The sequence below is a fragment of the Streptomyces niphimycinicus genome, assembly GCF_018883605.1.
Classification (GTDB): domain Bacteria; phylum Actinomycetota; class Actinomycetes; order Streptomycetales; family Streptomycetaceae; genus Streptomyces; species Streptomyces niphimycinicus.
Genome location: NZ_JAHLEM010001071.1, coordinates 1 through 1,765, shown reverse-complemented (window position 1 = coordinate 1,765; position 1,765 = coordinate 1). Strand labels below are relative to the sequence as shown.

The 1,765-nt window shown below is 76.4% G+C and carries 1 protein-coding gene; it reads right to left on the bottom strand.

Annotated features, from left to right (window positions below; translation table 11 throughout):
* Window positions 1-1,765: SpnB-like Rossmann fold domain-containing protein (locus KN815_RS51780; protein ID WP_216347986.1), on the bottom strand; the 1,765-nt coding region annotated here is incomplete at both ends.

The window sequence follows — 1,765 nt, the reverse complement described above, 5'->3', positions numbered from 1 at the left end:
GGCCAGTTCGGCGGCGCCCGCCGCCGCCGCGCCACGGCGGCTGGTCAGCAGCAGGTGGCGGGCGCCGCGCTCGGTCACCAGATGGCGGGCGAGCTGCCCGCCCAGGGTGCCGGACGCGCCGGTGATCAGCACGGTGCCCGTCGGGTCGAGACCGGGCACGGCCGCCTCGTCCAGGGCCGCCACCCGCGCGAGGCGCGGTGCGTGCAGGGTCCCGGCGCGGACGGCGAGCTGGGGCTCGTCCGTGCGCAGGCCCGCGACCAGGGCGGGGAGCCAGCCGTTGGCGGTACCGGTGGCGGCGCGGGTGCCGTCGGCCGGGTCGCCGTGGACATCGACGTCACCTTGGACATCGAGGTCGCCTTGGACATCGACGTCGCCTTGGACATCGACCAGCACGAAGCGGCCCGGGTGCTCGGCCTGCGCCGAGCGCACCAGACCCCAGGCGGCGGCGTGGGTCAGGTCGTCCACACCCTCGGCCCCTTCGGCCGCTGCTGCCCCTTCGGCCCCGGTGTCGTCGCCCGTGGTCACGGCCACCGCGCCACGGGTGAGGAGGACCAGCCGGGAGTCGGCGAACCGCTCGTCCGCGATCCACTCCCGCACCAGCGCCAGCGTCCGCCGTACGACGGTGTGCGCGGCGCCCGCGGTGTCCCCGGGCGTGCCCAGGTCGGGCAGGCACGGCACGAGGACCACGTCGGGCGCGATCCCCTCGGCCTCCACCGCCTCGGCGAGCGCGGAGAGCCCCGCGTAGGTCTCGGCCTCGATACCGGTGTCCGCGTCCGTCAGCGCGGCCGTGATCTTCAGATCGCCGCCGGTGCCGTCCAGAACGGCCCACAGGGCGGTGTCCTCCGGCCGCTGCGGCTCGGCGGATGCGGGCAGCGCGGCCCAGTCGAGCCGGAACAGCGCCTCGTGGTGTGCGGTACGGGCGGCCGCGAACTGCTCGGCGTCCAGCGGCCGCAGCGCCAGCGAGCCGACCGACACCACCGGGGCACCGGCCTCGTCGGTGATCTCCAGCGCCACCGCGCCCTGCCCGGCCGGGGAGACCCGTACCCGCAGCGCGGTCGCGCCGACCGCGTGCAGCCGTACGGCGTCCCACGAGAACGGCAGCCGGGCCCGGCCCGCCTCCTCGGCCGGGAAGAACCCGCCGAGCGCCACCGTGTGCAGCGCCGCGTCCAGCAGCGCCGGATGCAGCCCGTACGAACGGGCCTCGCCCTGCCGGTCCTCGTCGAGCGCCACCTCGGCGAACACCTCGTCCCCGCGCCGCCAGGCGGCCCGCAGCCCCTGGAACACCGGCCCGTAGGCGAGGCCGAGCGCGGCGAAGCCGTCGTACAGCCCGGCCACGTCGAGCGGTTCGAGGTCGGTGGCCGTGGCGGCGGCCGGGGGCCATTCCGCCGTGCCGGTGGTGTCGGCGGTGTCGGCGGAGGAGGAACCGGCGACGGTGAGCACACCGGAGGCGTGCCGGATCCACGGCTCGTCGGCGGCGTCCTCCAGCCGCGAGTAGACGGTCAGCGCGCGCCGCCCGTCGGGGCCGTCGGACTCGCCCACGGCGACCCGCAGTTGCACCCCGCCGCGCTCCGGAAGGATCAGCGGCGCTTCGAGGGTCAGCTCGTCCAGCAGATCGCAGCCGACCTGGTCACCGGCGCGCACCGCCAGCTCGACCAGGGCCGTACCGGGCAGCATCACGGTGTCCATGACGGCGTGATCGGCCAGCCAGGGGTGCGTACGGAGCGAGAGCCGGCCCGTGAAGAGGAAGCCCTCGGAGTCGGGCAGA